This is a genomic window from Arthrobacter sp. MOO21 (assembly GCF_057369995.2).
Genome location: NZ_CM170671.2, coordinates 3,627,044 through 3,641,509 on the forward strand (window position 1 = coordinate 3,627,044; position 14,466 = coordinate 3,641,509).

A 14,466-nucleotide genomic window follows, 5' to 3' on the forward strand; every position below is an offset into this window, starting at 1 on the left:
AAGCCCGAGATGCCGGCCGCCTTCAAGGGCCTTGGCTACCATGAGCTGAACGCCATGCTGAACCTGTACGGTCCCAACGGCGAGATCCAGTTCGGCGCCGACCGCGAGGCAGCCCACCAGTACTTCCTGCAGCACGTGAACAACAACACCGTGTTCTTCCACGACCTGGAGGAGAAGCTCGACTACCTGGTGAAGAACCAGTACTACGAGCGCGAGACGCTGGACCAGTACACGATGAACTTCATCCGTGACCTGTTCAACCGCGCCTACAAAAAGAAGTTCCGGTTCGAGACCTTCCTGGGCGCCTTCAAGTTCTACACCTCCTACACGCTGAAGACGTTTGACGGCAAGCGCTACCTGGAGCGCTACGAGGACCGCGTCTGCATGGTGGCCATGCACCTGGCCCGCGGCAACGAGGAGCTTGCCACCCACCTGGTGGACGAGATCATCGACGGCCGCTTCCAGCCGGCAACGCCCACGTTCCTCAACGCCGGAAAGGCCCAGCGCGGCGAACTCGTCTCGTGCTTCCTGCTCCGCATCGAAGACAACATGGAGTCGATCGCCCGCGGCATCAACTCCGCGCTGCAGCTCTCCAAGCGCGGCGGTGGTGTTGCCCTGTCGCTGACCAACATCCGCGAGCACGGCGCTCCGATCAAGCAGATCGAGAACCAGTCCTCCGGCGTCATCCCCGTGATGAAGCTCCTCGAAGACAGCTTCTCCTACGCCAACCAGCTCGGTGCCCGCCAGGGCGCCGGTGCCGTGTACCTGCACGCCCACCACCCGGACATCTACCGGTTCCTGGACACCAAGCGGGAGAACGCCGACGAGAAGATCCGCATCAAGACGCTCTCCCTGGGCGTCGTCATCCCGGACATCACGTTCGAGCTGGCCAAGAAGAACGAGGACATGTACCTCTTCTCGCCGTACGACGTCGAACGCGTCTATGGCATGCCGTTCTCTGACGTCTCGGTCACCGAGAAGTACTACGAGATGGTGGACGATTCCCGGATCAAGAAGACCAAGATCAGCGCCCGCGAGTTCTTCCAGACCCTCGCGGAGATCCAGTTCGAGTCCGGCTACCCGTACATCATGTTCGAGGACACCGTGAACCGGGCCAACCCGATTGCCGGCAAGATCACCATGAGCAACCTGTGCTCGGAGATCCTGCAGGTTTCCACGCCCTCGATCTACAACGAGGACCTTACCTACCAGACCGTTGGCAAGGACATCTCCTGCAACCTCGGGTCCATGAACATTGCCAAGACGATGGATTCGCCGAACTTCGGTGCTTCCATTGAGACGGCCATCCGCGCGCTGAGCGCGGTGTCGGACATGTCCTACATCAACTCGGTGCCGTCCGTGGCCGAGGGCAATGCGAAGTCCCACGCCATCGGCCTGGGCCAGATGAACCTGCACGGCTACCTGGCCCGGGAGCGGGTCCACTACGGTTCCGAAGAGGGCCTGGACTTCACCAACATCTACTTCTACACCGTGCTGTTCCACGCCCTGCGTGCTTCGAACAGGCTCGCGATCGAAACCGGCCAGACGTTCGGCGGCTTCGAGCACTCGAAGTATGCGTCGGGGGAGTTCTTCGACAAGTACACCGAGCAGGAGTGGCTCCCCGAGACCGAGCGCGTCCGCGAACTGTTCGCCGGCCACCACATCCCCACCCAGGATGACTGGCGCGAGCTGAAGGCCTCCGTCATGGAGCACGGCATCTACAACCAGAACCTGCAGGCCGTGCCGCCCACGGGCTCGATCTCCTACATCAACAACTCGACGTCCTCCATCCACCCGGTGGCGGCCAAGATCGAGATCCGCAAGGAAGGCAAGATCGGCCGCGTCTACTACCCGGCGCCATACCTCACCAACGACAACCTGGACTACTACCAGGACGCGTACGAGATCGGCTACGAGAAGATCATCGACACCTACGCCGCTGCCACCCAGCACGTGGACCAGGGCCTGTCCCTGACGCTGTTCTTCAAGGACACCGCCACCACCCGCGACATCAACAAGGCCCAGATCTACGCGTGGCGCAAGGGCATCAAGACCCTCTACTACATCCGCCTCCGCCAGCTTGCGCTGGAAGGGACCGAGGTTGAGGGTTGCGTCTCCTGCGCACTTTAATCTTCAACTAAATCTTGCCTGTACGACGGCGGGCGACCGCCCGCCGTCGTACGCTTTAACTTAGAGAACCACCCAACATTGAGGGGATGACATGACCGAGAAGGTCAAGCTTCTGAGCCACGTCGAGGCCATCAACTGGAACCGCATCCAGGACGACAAGGACGTGGAGGTCTGGAACCGCCTGGTCAACAACTTCTGGCTGCCGGAGAAGGTGCCGCTGTCCAACGACGTCCAGTCCTGGAACACGCTGACGCCGGTTGAGCAGCAGCTCACCATGCGCGTGTTCACCGGCCTGACCCTGCTGGACACCATCCAGGGCACCGTGGGCGCGGTTTCGCTGATCCCGGATGCGCTGACCCCGCACGAGGAAGCCGTCTACACGAACATCGCGTTCATGGAGTCGGTCCACGCCAAGAGCTACTCCTCCATCTTCTCCACGCTGGCCTCCACCAAGGAGATCGACGAGGCGTTCCGCTGGTCCACCGAGAACGAGAACCTTCAAAAGAAGGCGCAGATCGTCATGGACTACTACCAGGGCGACGACCCCCTGAAGCGCAAGGTGGCGTCCACGCTGCTCGAGAGCTTCCTGTTCTACTCGGGCTTCTACCTGCCCATGTACTGGTCCTCGCGCGCCAAGCTGACGAACACGGCCGACCTGATCCGCCTGATCATCCGCGACGAGGCCGTGCACGGCTACTACATCGGCTACAAGTTCCAGCGCGGACTGGAGACCGTGTCCGAGGAGCGCCGCCAGGAGATCAAGGACTACACGTTCGAGCTGCTCTTCGAGCTGTACGAGAACGAGGTCCAGTACACCCACGACCTGTACGACGGCGTGGGCCTGGCCGAGGACGTCAAGAAGTTCCTGCACTACAACGCCAACAAGGCGCTGATGAACCTGGGCTACGAGGCGATGTTCCCGGCGTCCGTCACCGACGTGAACCCGGCCATCCTCTCGGCACTCTCCCCGAACGCGGACGAGAACCACGACTTCTTCTCGGGGTCCGGATCCTCCTACGTGATCGGCAAGGCCGTCAACACCGAAGACGAGGACTGGGACTTCTAGTTCGATTCGGCTTTACCACCAGGAGCCAGAGTCAGGGCAGATTGACTCGTCATTCGGTGGGATCTGATAAACAAGCACCATCTAGTTGCTGGACGCGCTACCAACTGGATGGTGCTTGTTCTGGAACTCTGTCGTCGGTCAGCCTCGTTACGATCTTCGTCAAGAACGGAGACCCTGCCGCAGCAGTCCCACGGGGGCAGTGGACCGGATCATCGAGGTCGTCAAGGCCTCCGCGTCCTGCCGGGCCTGACACGCCCCCGCGCCTCCCTGAGGATGTCGGTGCCCGGGAGCACCATGGAGCTATGACGGCTCCAACGGTGGAGGCGGCGATCCACGAGCTGATGGATCTCGCCTGGAAAGTTGTCTACGACCTGCTCGAGCAGCGGGGACTGCTCGGTGATGGGTTGTTCGTCGAGGAATACACCGGCATCCACTCCTGGCTGGACGGACCCACCCGCTACACCGTCGTCCACTCCCAAGACGTGGCCGAGCCGGCAACAGCTCACGGGCATCTCGACTTCCGCTCAGGAGGATTCCGATGTTTAGCTTGCAGCCGGATGCTCATCCGCCCAAGCCACGACAATCGATGACATGTCCATGAACTCGCGGGCATCGGCAATCACAGCCGACCATTCCGGGGACTGCGTCGCTGCCAATGCAGACTCACGACTATCGAACCAGACTTCGCCCAGGCCTGCGTAAGGTGGACTTCCTCCATCGAGTGCTGGGACGCAGCGATTCTGAACGTATGCCCGCACCCCGGGAACTGCCAGCACCAGGGGGACATGCTGCGTCAGCCATCGTTGAACTGCCTCTTCATGGTCCAGCCCGCCTTTGACCTGCCAGCTGGTCAGCCTTTTGATCATGATTGCCTCGCATCCACCGGATATGAGCGGAGCCTCAAATTACCAACCGGCCGCCTAGAGATCCAGAGGTTGCCGTCTACTGTTTGTAGCATCCCGGCTGATTGGACCTCGGAAGATGCTGTGCGCCTCGGGCAGGATCTGCCATAGTGGTGCCGACACACCAACCGGAGGGGCGATTGATGGGCGCTTGGGGCTACCTGCCGTTCGAGAACGACGACGCACTGGACTGGCTGGAGGAACTCGAAGCCGGCGGGGCGGATGTCGTGCGCAAGGCGCTGGCAAAGGCGGGCCTCAGGTATGTGGAAGCGCCGGAGGGGGCCATTGCCCTCGCCGCCGCCGAGGTCACCGCGGCCAGCCAGGGCAACCCGCTGGGCGACCTGCCGAAGAACGTCACCGACTGGGTGACCGCCCACGGGGCGGAGATCACCGCCGAGGATGTGGAGATGGCCGTGGAAGCGGTCGAACGGGTCGCGGGGGAGGAGTCAGAGCTGGCTGAGCTGTGGGACGACGCCGACGAACCGGAATGGCGCGAATCCCTTGACGACCTGGCGGAGCGGCTGAGGATGGGCCTGCGCCAAGGGGCGTGAGGGTCTACGTGGCGGCCTCGGTGAGTGTGATCATGTAGCGGTCTTCGCCCTCGATGCCGTCCGCGTCCACTGATCCGAGATTGAGGTACTGCACCTCGACGCGGTAGGTGCCGGGCGGAACCCCTATTGTCCCACCGCTGAGTCCGTTGTCCGTGGGCCCTGACACCTCCAGGACTCCGGTCGGAACATGCAGGATGCCTGTCGCTGTTTTGTCGACCTTGCCAGTGAAGGAGCGCTCCGAGTTGAGCCGGACCAGGACGGGTGCATAGAAATTGCGCATCGTGCCTACGGCGATGTACCGGTCACCCTGGACGAACATTGCCTCGACTGTTTCGTCAGTCCACTTCTGAGCGAGGTCTTCGAAGTTTGCGCTCTGGTCGGAGACGGTGAACTGGTTGAAGTCGGTGAAGACGTTGAATTCGGCGTCCATGGTCATTCGATGCCGGTTCTTGCCGCTGATGACTGCTCTGCCGTGTTGGTCTTGTACATCAGCACCCACTCGGGGCCTGGCATTTGGTCTGGTCATGGGGCCGGCGGCCGGTTCTGCGGGGGAGCGGTCCGCTTCAGCTCGGCGATCCGCAGCCGGAGGTAGATGATGGCCAGGACCAGGGCGTAGGTCGCCAGGATGGCCAGCACGATCATGACCACCGCCGATACAGCACCGAGGACGCTGAAGACCGGGACTGGGTTGGCCGGCGCTGCATTTCGCTGCACGCCTGACTGGAGCGAGGACGCCGACGTGCAACCCGACAGAGCCATCAGGACACCGACCCAGACGGCGGTGAGCGCTCCCGTCCGAGGAGCCCGCAACGGCTTCCAGCTGCCTGCTTCCGCACCCCCGCCGGTGTTGCCGCAGCTCCCCGGGTGGTCCATCTTTGCCCCAATTTCTCACCGCACTCTGTGCGCGGTGGTCTAAGGGGATCGTAGCCCGGCGGCCGCCGTGCAAGAAGGGGGACAGGGCGGTATGCGTCACTATCGATGAAACGTTCTCCGGCGGTGCCCGCGTGGTGCGGAATTGCAGGAAAAGGAAACAAGGAGGGGCTGGAACCCCTCCTTGTTGCCTAATGCCCTTTCGACCTGGTCCCGCATGAGGACTGCTGTATCAGGGGACGAACCCCGATGTCCTGGCAACGCCGTCATATCCGCCCCTGGGTGCCTCGAGGCCGTAGAGGGCACCGATGGTGGGTGCCACATCCACTGTCCGCGCCGGTTCGGAGGACGTGCCGCCGCGGGCTACCTTGGGGCTGCCGCCGGAGATGAAGAACGGGATGGGCTCGGTGGCCGGATGGCCGTGGTTGCCCGGAATGGGGTTCGAGACGACGTACGGGTCCGAGAACCGCCAGCCGGCGCGGCAAAAGACCACCATGTCCCCGGCCTCCACCCCCAGCCTCAGTTCGGCAGGATCGTGCACCGACAGCACACCCGGGTGTGACTGGACCAGGGAGCGCACGGACTCGAGCCCGGCAGCCTTCTGGTCAGAAGGTCCGGTCCAGTACAAGAGGTCGGCACCACCGTTTTGTGCGAGCGTGACCGAGTTCTGCAGATCCGGCCGGCCCCGGAGGACCAGGTCTATCGAAATCACATTGCTGGGCAATGACCAGTCCATGGAGTGGTCCGCCAGCACCATCAGGACGCTGGAGTCCCACTTGCCGGTGCCCACAAGATGGTCCACGAACCGGCCCACCTGAAGGTCAGTATCTGCAAGGGCAGTATTGCGGGCCGCCTGCAGGGTGGTGCCGGACAGGTCGGAGTGGCCCAGACGGTCAACGTCGCCAAGGTTGGTGAACGTGAAGTCCGGGTCGGGGCCGCTGACGATGGCCAGCAGGGCATCCATGGTGGCGGCGTCAGGGGCATGACCGGTCACCGGCAGCAAGGGGGAGGGCTCCCAGCGGTAGCTCGCCCGGGTCCCGAAGATTCCGTACAGATACTTCTTGCTGAGCACAGAGGCCGTGGTGAGGCCGGACGTACCCAGGCGCTCCAGCAGCGTGGGACAGCGAAGATCGGTGCTGCGGTCCATGTCCCGGACCGCCCCCTCGGCAGGGTCGAAGACCGAGTTGGCCGGAACCCCCGACCGGTCCGGCCGCACGCCCGTCATCATCATGACGTGATTCGGAATAGTCTCCATCACCGGCAGTGACCGTGCGGCAGGAAAGTTGGTGCCCTCCGCCCGGAGGGCGGCGAGCCGCGGGGTCAGCCCGGGGGTGATCTCGTCGGGCCGGCAGCCGTCAATGACAAGGACATACGTGCGGGTCCGTGCGTTACCGGGATTCGTCGCCTGGCTGGCCCAGGAGGTACCGGGCGCTGCTGACAGGACGACGGCGGCACTTCCGGCGCCGGCCAGGCGCAGGAACTGGCGGCGGTCCGGGTTCACAGCACGCCGCCGGTTGCCGGGACTGCCTTGCCGGTGCCGGCACCGACCGTGAACGAGGTGGCCAGCGTGGCCGCTGACGCTTGCACGGTCCGGTCGGCAAGGACGTACCAGTCCATCCGCACTCCTGCAGGGGTGACGTCCAGGACGGAGTAGCCGTGCGAGTCGAAGTCGAGGTACTTCACGTGCGGGTTGGCCGTCCTGATGGCTGCCTCCACCGCCAGCGAGGAGGTCCGCGGCGGAGCGTTAAGTATGTCGTCGAGGTTGTCGCTGGTCACCGACGTGCAGACCAGTTCCGCCGCCACCGAGTCGCCCGTCGTGGGGTAGGTGAGGGGGTCGGCGGGGAGGTCGCAGGCCCACCCGGAGTGGATGTCGCCGGTAAGGAAGACGGTGTCCTTGATCCCTTGGTCCCGCAGGTGCCGGACCACCCGGCTCCGGTCCGCCTCGTAGCCGTCCCACTGGTCCACGTTGTAGGGGACTCCGTCGACGGTGGTGCCGCCCATGAGATTCTGGACCCCCGCGACCTCGGCAAGGCTGAGTGTGGATGGAAGGCGGACGGGGGCAATCATCACGGGGTTGCCCACCAGCTTCCATTGGGGGCCGCCGGAGGTGAGGTTGCCGAGCAGCCAGTCCATTTGGGCCGCTCCCGTGATGGTCCGTTCCGGGCTGTCCACCGCAGGGTCGACGCCGTTTGCCGCCTGCTGGCTCCGGTAGGAGCGCAGATCCAGCATGGACAGGCTGGCCAAGGCGCCGAAATCCAGGCGGCGGAACAGCGGACCGCCGGGCTCGTAGCGCACGGGCATCCACTCTGCATAGGCCTGGTTGGCAGCGGCGCGGCGTTCGCTCCAAAGCCCTTCTGCGCCCTCGGTATGGTTCTCCGCACCTCCGCTCCACGCATCATTGGCCGCCTCGTGGTCGTCCCAGGTGACGATGAACGGGGCTGCCAAGTGCAGGGCCTGCAGGTCAGGATCGGTTTTGTACTGTGCGTGCCGGCGCCGGTAATGGGCCAGGGTGGTCATTTCGACGGCGGGATCGTGAGGACGTACGACGGCGTCCCTCGCCTGGTATTCCCCGGGTGCGTACTCGTAGAGGTAATCGCCCAGGTGGAGCACGGCGTCGAGGTCCCCGCGTTCTGCCAGGTGGCGGTAAGAGCTGAAGTAGCCGGCTTGGTAGTTGGTGCAGGAGACGACGCCGAAGCGGAGGTGATCCACCGGAGCACCGGTGGCCGGCGCGGTCCTGGTCCGGCCGACGCCGGACACGGCGCGGCCGACCGAGAAGCGGTACCAGTAGGGCGTGCCCGGCTCCAACCGGCCGGCGATCACCTTCACGGTATGGTCGCGTTCCGGACCGGTCTTCGCAGAGCCCTTTGAGACAACCCTGCTGAAGGCAGGGTCGGTGGCCACCTCCCAATTCACTGTCACCGCCGGGCCGAGTCCGGAGCCAGGCGTGGCGTCATCGCTGGGGGTCACGCGGGTCCAGAGCAGCACACTGTCCGGATACGGATCACCGGAGGCAACGCCGTGGGCGAACACTGGATCTGCTGCGTGCGCCGGATAGGCGGCAAGAGTTGCGGCCCCAGTGGCAACAGCGGCAATTCCGGCAGATCGAAGGACTTGGCGCCTCGTGGGCGAGGAAACGTACTGGTGGGTAACAAAACGCATGCTTTCCAGTATCCGCACCGTCCAGCCTCGACAGGCGCGAGTTTGCCGAACATTCACGCGCTGGGCGGTGAATGTTTCCACTGGACCTGGTTCTGCCGGAAGGTCCCTGCACCGGTGTTCCTGTTGATACGGCAGTGCTCCGGCAAGGTTCGGGGTCCGTTCACATCAGGTTCATCCCTCCCACGGTTTCCCTTGGCTGAATGGCCGGTGACATCCCACCTACCTTCAGGAGACACCATGTCACGTTCCCCCGGCACATCCCGCCGCAGCTTCCTCGCGCTGACCGGAGGTGCAGCCGCCACCGCTGCCATCTACGGCTTCTCCGCTGCACCCGCGTGGGCAGAACCCCGTTTCCCCCGGAACCCGTTCACCTTGGGCGTTGCGTCCGGTGATCCCACCGGGGATGGCGTCGTGTTGTGGACGCGCCTCGCGCCGGAACCCCAGGCAGCGGACGGACTCGGTGGCATGCCGCCCTACCAGGTCCAGGTCGTCTGGCAGGTCGCCACCGACCCCGATTTCCGCACCGTCGTCAAGGCTGGAACGGAGACCGCGGCACCTGAGCTCGCCCACTCCGTGCACGCAGAAGTCGCAGGGCTCAACCCCTCCTCGGACTACTGGTACCGATTCCGGGTCGGGAGCGAGGAAAGCCCCGTCGGACACACCCGGACCGCGCCGGCCCCCGGATCGGATCCCGGGAAGATCACCTTCGGCCTGGCGTCCTGTCAGTCATGGGCAGGTGGCCGATACGCCGCCTACCGCACCATGGCGCAGGAAGACCTCGACCTTGTTGTGCACGTGGGCGACTACACCTACGAGGGCCGGAACCACGAAACCCTCGCCGACTTCCGCAACAACCACGCCAAATACAAGAGCTCACCCGACCTGCAGGCAGCGCATGCCCGGTTCCCTTTCGTCGTGACGTTCGACGACCACGAAATTGAAAACAACTGGGCGGGCGGTATATCCCAGCCCGACAACGAAGCTTCCAACGAACCCCAGCGGTTTCTGCAGCTGCGCGCCAATGCGTTCCAGGCCTACTACGAGCACCTTCCGCTGCGCCGGCCGCAGCGCCCCACCGGTCCCGACATGGTCCTGTACCGCGGACTGGACTACGGCAGCCTGGCAAAGTTCCATGTCCTGGACACCCGCCAGTACCGTTCCGACCAGCTGACCGAGAACTTTCCCGGCGGTCCGCAGCATCCCGATGTTTACGACCCTTCGCGCACCCTCATGGGCGACGCGCAGGAACAATGGCTCTTCAACGGTCTCTCATCCTCGACTGCACGCTGGAACGTCATCGCCCAGCAGACGATGATGGCCCAGTACGACTACGATCCCACGGAGACTCTCTCCGTGAACCACGACCAGTGGGACGGCTACGTCGTGTCCCGCAACCGCCTGACCAACTTCATCAACCAGCAGAACCCTGCCAATCCCGTGATCTTGAGCGGAGATTGGCACGCAGCCTTCGTCAACGATGTCCTGCTCGACCACTCGGATCCGGCATCGAGGGTCGTCACCACTGAATTCGTTGGGACCTCCATCAGTTCCGGCTGCGGCTGGGCCCAGGCCATCAAGGATGGGCTGCCAGCGAACCCGCACACCCGCTACATCAACCCCGATAAGCGCGGCTGGACCCGCTGCACCGTGAACGCTGACGAGTTCCGCAGCGACTACCTCGTCGTGCCCTCAGCTGCAGACACCACTTCACCGGCCGTCGTGGATGCTTCCTTCGCCGTCAAGAACGGGCGACCGGGGGCCGTGCGCGTCTGACCCCCAGCCGAAGGGGCGTTGGCCGCGCGTGGAGGGGCCGGGCCGGCGGCGGTTGGGGGGCGGCATCCGGTCTCACGGGGATGCCACGGCCGCCGGCCCTGTCCCTTCTTCCAGGCCCCTCCCACCAGCAGTGGGGCCATGCGTCTACGCTAGGGGCTCATCCTGAACGCCAGCCCACGTTCCCCGCAGGTTTTCCTCAAGAGTTCCGCCGAGGCCTTTGCCGAGGTGAAGTGGCTTGCAACGGTTGGTTCCGGCCGCGGTTTCAGCGGTGCAGGTGCTCACGCCAGTCCGCCGGCACTTTGTCCTCCGGTGCCGGGGAGGGCTGCTCCGGTGGCCTGGACTGCGGATCCGGAAGTCGCGGACCGCGGAAGAACTTCTTCGTCGTGATGTCGTAGAACCATTCCTCCCCGGGTTCAAAGGACCTCATGACGGGGTGTCCCACCGCTAGCGAGTGGGCACTGGCATGTTGGGAAGGCGATGAATCGCAGCATCCAATGTGGCCGCATTCCGCGCAGCGGCGCAGATGAAACCACCATCCGGGGCCGTCTCCGCTGAGGCACTCCCGGCACCCGGTTCCACTGGGGGTGGCGGAGAGATTGATTCCCGGGGTAGGTCGCTCGTCCATGGGTCCTCGATTCACACTGCTCAGGCCATCGCGCTTGCCCACGTCGGGAGTTATTGTGGCAGAATCTTCACGCCCGGGCACCCCTTGTCCCCGATGTTCCAGCGCGGGTATCGTGAGCGCCACCGAACCCTTGAACCGGAAAGACGGCGGCCATGGATGACTCGGTTCCGGTCATGCTGATTGCTACCACAGACCCGACCTCCCGGCGCATTCTCGGAGACGAGTTGCGCCGGCGGTACGGCGCCGACTACGAGGTGGTGGTGTGTTCCGGCCACGCCCATGGCCGGGCGGTGTTGGAAGGGCTGCGGCGATGGGATCGCCCGGTAGCACTCGTCCTTGGGTGCTATGGGCCTGCTGACCGTGGGGGACTCGATTTCCTGCGGCGCGCCTACGGCTTCCACCCGGCCGCCAAGCGGGCCGTTGTGGTGACCTGGGGCGACTTCGCCAGCGCCCCCACAGTGTTCCGGGCGATCGCGCAGGGATATGCCGAGCTGCTGATCATACGTCCCGAACGCCCGCGCGACGAGGAATTCCACGGAGCGATCACCGACGCCCTGGACGACTGGCACCTGGCCCAGGGGGTCGGTTTCGAGGCGGTTCGGCTGATCGGGGACGTCGGCGACGAAAGGACCCACTCCCTGCGTGACTCCCTGAGCCGCAACCACATCCCCGTGGGCTTTTACGCTGTTGGTTCCGAAACGGCGGACCGGACGCTCCAGGGCCTGGGCCTGCGCGACCCCAAGCTGCCGGTCATGGTGCTGCAATTCACCGCCCCACCCATTGTCCTCGAGAACCCCAGCGACCTGGAGATCGCCGAAGCGATAGGGGTGACGCGGCCTCCACCGGCGGACAAAATCTTCGATGTGGTGGTCGTGGGAGCCGGTCCCTCCGGTCTCGCGACTGCCGTCTATGCCTCCTCCGAAGGCCTCTCCACGATGGTGGTGGAGGGGGAAGCCGTGGGAGGCCAGGCCGGCACCAGTTCGTTGATCCGCAACTATCCTGGCTTCTCCCGCGGCGTGAGCGGCGCCCACCTGGCCTACCGCTCATTCCACCAGGCCTGGACTTTGGGCACCGACTTCCTTTTCCTGCGGAAGGTGAACGGCCTCGAAGCGGACGGAGACCTGTACGCCGTGTCGATCTCCGACGGCAGCGTCGTCCGCTGCCGCACAGTGGTGGTGGCCACCGGCGTGGACTACCGCCGCCTCGACATACCTCAGCTGGAGGCCCTGGTCGGCAGGGGCGTCTTCTACGGTGCCACAGTGTCCGAGGCCCCATCGATGGCCGGAAAGCAGGTCTGTGTGGTGGGTGGCGGAAACTCGGCCGGTCAAGCTGTTCTGCACCTTGCGAAGTACGCGAAAAAAGTGACGCTGCTGGTGCGCGGACGGACGCTGTCGGCCAGCATGTCGGATTACCTCATCTCCCAACTCGAGGCCACCCGGAACGTTGCGATCCGCTGCAGCACCGCCGTAGTGGGGGCCCGGGACCGGGACGGGTTCCTTGCCGCCGTCACGGTCGCCGCATCCGGCACTGCCGGGCCATCCTCAAGCGAGGAGATCGAAGCGGGCGGCCTGTTCGTGCTGATCGGCTCGGTGCCGCGGACCTCCTGGCTGCCCGGGACCGTAGAGCGTGACCCGGCCGGATTCCTGCGCACGGGCACCAGCCGGGATGCCAACGGGCCTCGATCCATGAGGGCGGGCAGGCCGCCATTGGCGCTGGAAACCAGCATGCCGGGTATTTTCGCGATTGGCGACGTGCGGGCCGGTTCGATCAAGAGGGTGGCGACCGCTGTGGGGGATGGCGCCACCGTAGTCTCGATGCTGCACACCTACCTGGCCGAGAACCCACTGCCTCAACCGACTCCTGCTACCGGGGAGGCAGCCCCATCCGAGGAGCATTCAGGGGATGTCCGCTTCAACTGAGGCCAGACCATTGATACCGCCGATGCGGTGGCTGCTCTACGTGGCTGCCTTCCTCGTGTTCCTTGCCGGGCTCGTGCTGTTCGTGTTTCCGCTCAGGACGGCTGAGTGGTTCGCGTGGACAGTCAATCCGCCCATGACCGCGGTCTTCCTCGGGGCGGCTTACTGGGCCAGCGCCGGGCTGGAGCTGACGGGGGCCCGCTCGGCAAGCTGGGGTGCGGCGAGGCTGGCGGTCATGCCGGTGTTCATCTTCACGACGCTGACGCTGGCAGTCACCCTGGTCCATCTCGACCGCTTCCACCTCTCGCCGGCCAACGGCCCCGTTGCCCAGGCAGCCACCTGGGCATGGCTGGCAATCTATGCTGTAGTGCCCATCGCGATGCTCCTCATCAGCTGGATGCAGATCCGGTCCCCGCGTGACGTCCCAACCTCCGTACCGCGTGGAGGGGCAGTGCTGCCCCTTGCACTCCGGCTGCTCCTGATGGGAATCGCCGCGGTACTGCTGTTGTACGGCGCGGCGCTCCTGGCCATACCCATGGCCGCCGCAACGTGGTGGCCGTGGCCACTCTCCGAGCTCACGGCGAGGGCTGTCGGAGCGTGGCTGGTGGGTCTTGGGTGGTCGGCCGCGCAGGGCCAGTTCAGCCGGGACCCCCACACGGTGCGCCCCGTGGCGCTGACCTCTGTCGCGTTCTTCGTTCTGCAGGTGCTTGCCCTGCTTCGGTATGGCGGCGCCCTGGCATGGCCGGGCGCACCGGCCATCGGCTTCGTAACCGTCCTGCTCGCCATCGGCCTCGCCGGGGGCTGGGCACTTGCACTTTCCGGCCCGGGGGTGGCCCGGGCTACAACTGCCTGAGTTCGCCGTCCTGCGGCTCTCCCCGGCCCAGCGCGTAGGAAGAGCCCGAGGGCGTCCGCTCAAGAAGCCCGAAGTCCACCATGTAACGGCGCAGGAGCACAACGTCGTCCGTGTAGCTGAGGAGCCGCTCGTTGACCTGGCGTTCGGAGAGCCGTTCACCGGGTGCGGCGATCTCACCGGCAATCCTGGCAAGGAGCTCACGACGTTCGGCCTGGTTCGCCGGGTACCTCTCAATCCGCCCCAGATGCATGAACCTGTCCAGCCCGGTCTTGGGCTGCCGCCGCGGCTGCTGTTCGAGCAGGTTCCGGAAGACCAGCCCAGATGCCTCCAGCCCACCGGAGGGTCGCTGTTCCACCAGCCCGGACTCCAGGAGATTGGAGATTGCCCGGTTGCGCCGTTGTTCCTTTACATCGGGAAGCACGTCGGGCAGAGCGGTGCCGAGAACGATCTGCGCATAGGCCGTGCGGGCGTCGCTGTTCCCCAGCGCCGCAATGACGCGCCGCCAGTGCAGGCCGGTCATCCCTCTGTCTCCGCCCACGTCAACCGCCTTTCCGCCGCTGCCCCGGCCTCCTGCCCCAACATCTGCCGGGCGATCGCAGACCCGCCGCCCCAGTCTTCCGC

14 protein-coding genes are annotated in these 14,466 nt (G+C 65.0%); 7 read left to right on the forward strand and 7 right to left on the reverse strand.

What is annotated here, in order from left to right:
- Positions 1-9 precede the first annotated feature (9 nt).
- From nrdE to AC2JAJ_RS16890, 3 genes are all read left to right on the forward strand, one after another.
- The gene (gene nrdE / locus AC2JAJ_RS16880; protein ID WP_486415112.1) at positions 10-2,130 is read left to right on the forward strand and encodes a class 1b ribonucleoside-diphosphate reductase subunit alpha; all 2,121 of its coding nucleotides are present in this window, start codon (positions 10-12) and stop codon (positions 2,128-2,130) included.
- Positions 2,131-2,221: 91 nt separating this feature from the next.
- On the forward strand, positions 2,222-3,196 hold the full coding sequence (gene nrdF, locus AC2JAJ_RS16885) for a class 1b ribonucleoside-diphosphate reductase subunit beta (protein WP_486415111.1): 975 nt from the start codon (positions 2,222-2,224) through the stop codon (positions 3,194-3,196).
- 302 nt (positions 3,197-3,498) lie between these two features.
- Positions 3,499-3,786, forward strand: a complete 288-nt coding sequence (locus AC2JAJ_RS16890; protein WP_486415110.1) for a hypothetical protein — start codon at positions 3,499-3,501, stop codon at positions 3,784-3,786.
- Here AC2JAJ_RS16890 and AC2JAJ_RS16895 read toward each other — a convergent pair.
- Complete coding sequence (locus AC2JAJ_RS16895) at positions 3,739-4,062, reverse strand: EthD family reductase (RefSeq protein WP_486415109.1); 324 nt, start codon at positions 4,060-4,062, stop codon at positions 3,739-3,741. The genes AC2JAJ_RS16890 and AC2JAJ_RS16895 overlap by 48 nt on opposite strands.
- A gap of 179 nt (positions 4,063-4,241) precedes the next feature.
- On the opposite strand from AC2JAJ_RS16895, the gene AC2JAJ_RS16900 reads away from it, so the two are divergent.
- Positions 4,242-4,649 carry a DUF4259 domain-containing protein gene (locus AC2JAJ_RS16900; RefSeq protein WP_486415108.1) on the forward strand — a complete coding sequence of 136 codons (408 nt, stop codon included), beginning with the start codon at positions 4,242-4,244 and terminating at the stop codon, positions 4,647-4,649.
- A 4-nt stretch (positions 4,650-4,653) separates the two neighbouring features.
- Here AC2JAJ_RS16900 and comJ read toward each other — a convergent pair whose 3' ends face one another.
- From comJ to AC2JAJ_RS16920, 4 genes are all read right to left on the reverse strand, one after another.
- Entirely contained in the window at positions 4,654-5,079 is a 426-nt protein-coding gene (gene comJ / locus AC2JAJ_RS16905; RefSeq protein WP_486415107.1) for a competence protein ComJ, read from the reverse strand.
- Between the two features lie 92 nt (positions 5,080-5,171).
- Entirely contained in the window at positions 5,172-5,522 is a 351-nt protein-coding gene (locus AC2JAJ_RS16910) for a hypothetical protein (protein WP_501053213.1), read from the reverse strand.
- 229 nt (positions 5,523-5,751) lie between these two features.
- Positions 5,752-7,020 carry an alkaline phosphatase family protein gene (locus AC2JAJ_RS16915; protein WP_486415105.1) on the reverse strand — a complete coding sequence of 423 codons (1,269 nt, stop codon included), beginning with the start codon at positions 7,018-7,020 and terminating at the stop codon, positions 5,752-5,754.
- Complete coding sequence (locus AC2JAJ_RS16920; protein WP_486415104.1) at positions 7,017-8,678, reverse strand: alkaline phosphatase D family protein; 1,662 nt, start codon at positions 8,676-8,678, stop codon at positions 7,017-7,019. Before AC2JAJ_RS16920 ends, AC2JAJ_RS16915 begins: the two co-directional genes overlap by 4 nt.
- 237 nt (positions 8,679-8,915) lie before the next feature.
- Between AC2JAJ_RS16920 and AC2JAJ_RS16925 the strand changes: the two genes are divergently transcribed.
- Positions 8,916-10,451: an alkaline phosphatase D family protein gene (locus AC2JAJ_RS16925; RefSeq protein ID WP_486415103.1), complete on the forward strand. Its 1,536-nt coding sequence runs from the start codon at positions 8,916-8,918 to the stop codon at positions 10,449-10,451.
- 262 nt (positions 10,452-10,713) lie between these two features.
- Here the strand turns inward: AC2JAJ_RS16925 and AC2JAJ_RS16930 are convergent, their stop codons facing one another.
- Positions 10,714-11,076 (reverse strand): UBP-type zinc finger domain-containing protein, encoded by a 363-nt coding sequence (locus AC2JAJ_RS16930; protein ID WP_486415102.1) that lies wholly within the window; start codon positions 11,074-11,076, stop codon positions 10,714-10,716.
- 152 nt (positions 11,077-11,228) lie between these two features.
- On the opposite strand from AC2JAJ_RS16930, the gene AC2JAJ_RS16935 reads away from it, so the two are divergent.
- Both AC2JAJ_RS16935 and AC2JAJ_RS16940 read left to right on the forward strand, forming a co-directional pair.
- On the forward strand, positions 11,229-12,995 hold the full coding sequence (locus tag AC2JAJ_RS16935; protein WP_501053214.1) for an FAD-dependent oxidoreductase: 1,767 nt from the start codon (positions 11,229-11,231) through the stop codon (positions 12,993-12,995).
- Positions 12,979-13,845, forward strand: coding sequence for a hypothetical protein (locus AC2JAJ_RS16940; protein WP_486415100.1), 867 nt, complete (start codon positions 12,979-12,981; stop codon positions 13,843-13,845). The genes AC2JAJ_RS16935 and AC2JAJ_RS16940 overlap by 17 nt, the downstream gene beginning before the upstream one ends.
- Here the strand turns inward: AC2JAJ_RS16940 and AC2JAJ_RS16945 are convergent.
- Entirely contained in the window at positions 13,832-14,383 is a 552-nt protein-coding gene (locus AC2JAJ_RS16945; protein ID WP_486415099.1) for a DUF2087 domain-containing protein, read from the reverse strand. The genes AC2JAJ_RS16940 and AC2JAJ_RS16945 overlap by 14 nt on opposite strands.
- Positions 14,384-14,466: the final 83 nt, after the last annotated feature.

What these genes read in the sequence shown, in the direction of transcription:
- AC2JAJ_RS16900 (WP_486415108.1), top strand. Translation starts at nt 4,242, where the DNA reads ATGGGCGCTTGGGGCTACCTGCCGTTCGAGAACGACGACGCACTGGAC.
- AC2JAJ_RS16940 (WP_486415100.1), top strand. Translation starts at nt 12,979, where the DNA reads ATGTCCGCTTCAACTGAGGCCAGACCATTGATACCGCCGATGCGGTGG.
- nrdF (WP_486415111.1), top strand. Translation starts at nt 2,222, where the DNA reads ATGACCGAGAAGGTCAAGCTTCTGAGCCACGTCGAGGCCATCAACTGG.
- AC2JAJ_RS16935 (WP_501053214.1), top strand. Translation starts at nt 11,229, where the DNA reads ATGGATGACTCGGTTCCGGTCATGCTGATTGCTACCACAGACCCGACC.
- nrdE (WP_486415112.1), top strand. Translation starts at nt 10, where the DNA reads ATGCCGGCCGCCTTCAAGGGCCTTGGCTACCATGAGCTGAACGCCATG.
- AC2JAJ_RS16910 (WP_501053213.1), bottom strand. Translation starts at nt 5,522, where the DNA reads ATGGACCACCCGGGGAGCTGCGGCAACACCGGCGGGGGTGCGGAAGCA.
- AC2JAJ_RS16895 (WP_486415109.1), bottom strand. Translation starts at nt 4,062, where the DNA reads ATGATCAAAAGGCTGACCAGCTGGCAGGTCAAAGGCGGGCTGGACCAT.
- AC2JAJ_RS16920 (WP_486415104.1), bottom strand. Translation starts at nt 8,678, where the DNA reads ATGCGTTTTGTTACCCACCAGTACGTTTCCTCGCCCACGAGGCGCCAA.
- AC2JAJ_RS16930 (WP_486415102.1), bottom strand. Translation starts at nt 11,076, where the DNA reads ATGGACGAGCGACCTACCCCGGGAATCAATCTCTCCGCCACCCCCAGT.
- AC2JAJ_RS16890 (WP_486415110.1), top strand. Translation starts at nt 3,499, where the DNA reads ATGACGGCTCCAACGGTGGAGGCGGCGATCCACGAGCTGATGGATCTC.
- comJ (WP_486415107.1), bottom strand. Translation starts at nt 5,079, where the DNA reads ATGGACGCCGAATTCAACGTCTTCACCGACTTCAACCAGTTCACCGTC.
- AC2JAJ_RS16925 (WP_486415103.1), top strand. Translation starts at nt 8,916, where the DNA reads ATGTCACGTTCCCCCGGCACATCCCGCCGCAGCTTCCTCGCGCTGACC.